The organism is Halobellus sp. EA9 (genome assembly GCF_051195055.1).
Classification (GTDB): domain Archaea; phylum Halobacteriota; class Halobacteria; order Halobacteriales; family Haloferacaceae; genus Haloquadratum; species Haloquadratum rubicundus.
On sequence record NZ_JBNTJW010000039.1, the window covers coordinates 1 to 1,378 of the forward strand.

The window sequence follows — 1,378 nt, forward strand, 5'->3', positions numbered from 1 at the left end:
TCAGTCGATCACATCGAGACCGTTCTGACTCCTCCAGTAGAGCTTGAATCTGCATCTTCGATGCATTGCTGATCCTCGAAATGGCACGGACGGTGAGTTTCGACGGAGAGGGGTCGCTGTCGGCGGCGAACTGCCGCCGACGCGACAGCGTCGCCACTCACGATCGCTGTCCGGATCGGTGGACAGCTACCGGAAGAACCGGTCGTCGAGTGGTTGGTTCGCTGAAACAGCCCTGCGCACACCAAGCGCTGTCCAGGCGGCCCGCAGCACCATCTCACAGAACTCCGTGAACGGCCAGTTCCAGAGGCGGCGCCCCCCGCGGCGGGGCGCCGCCACGTACTTCCAGTGGAGATACCGCCAGCTGTTCTGGAGCAGCAGGCTCACGACAAACATCACCAGCCGCAGGCCAGCGTCTTGAGAACTGGTGAATGCGAGGCTCTGGTTGGCTAATCGGTAGCTCGACTCGATGCCGAAGCGCTTGCTGTAGTGCTCTCGGGCATCGCGTGGCGTGTCGATGAACGGCGCGTCAGCGGCGTAGCCGTGACGCGCCACCTCGTGTTCGTCGTATCGTCCCTGCTGGTAGACGCAGTCGATGAACACGGGAAAGGTCACCTCGCCGGCGAGACCGTGTTCGATCTCGCGGCTCCAGCCTGTGCTGAGTTCCTCTTGAATCGTTTCGCCCCACTTGACGATCGGCATCACGTAGGCGTAGTTGTGGGCGTACAGCAGTCCGAGACAGGTGCTGTTGTAGAATCCGCGATCAAGGTAGACGGCCTTGACGCCGAGGTCAAGGCCGTCGAGGAGTTTGAGGAACTCAGCGAGGACATCGCTGGTGGTGTCGCCAGCGACAAGCTGGCGCACCGCCAGCGTATACCGCTTGTTCCGCACCCGCGCGTAGAGCGTCGCGTACGCGTGAAAAGCGGTTGTTCCCCGTTTCGCTTCCGAGAAGTACAGTGCTTCTGTCTCGTCTTCGTCGCCGTAGTAGGGATCGAGGTGGAGGTCGGCGACGACCTCCACCGGTCGATCCGGGAGTGTCTCAAGCGCATCTCGTTGAAGCAGCGTGTCTCCAACCGCCTCAACAGTGTCAAGGTCGAACTGATCGGTGAGATGTCCCCGGACAGTGTTGGCGTGCGGTGAGTCGGCTGTCGTGTCGCAGACGTGGTTGATCGAGGTCCCGCCGGCGCTGGCGCCGGCGAGGACCTCGTACAAGGTCTCTGTCGTGACCTCAACCTCCCCACCAAGGTCTATCGCAAGTTCCTCGTCGAGGCTGTTGACGACAAAATTAAGCAGGTGCTCTTCCTCTATCTCGCTGTCTGCTTCGGTTGGTTGCACATCCTCCCAAAGCAGACACTTCCTCTAACCCGATGTGATCGACTGA

General features: G+C 60.9%; 1 protein-coding gene. It reads right to left on the bottom strand.

Going from position 1 to position 1,378, the window contains the following annotated elements:
- Positions 1-186: 186 nt before the first annotated feature.
- Positions 187-1,332 carry an ISH3 family transposase gene (locus tag ACQUQ0_RS17530; protein ID WP_435187035.1) on the bottom strand — a complete coding sequence of 382 codons (1,146 nt, stop codon included), beginning with the start codon at positions 1,330-1,332 and terminating at the stop codon, positions 187-189.
- Positions 1,333-1,378 lie beyond the last annotated feature (46 nt).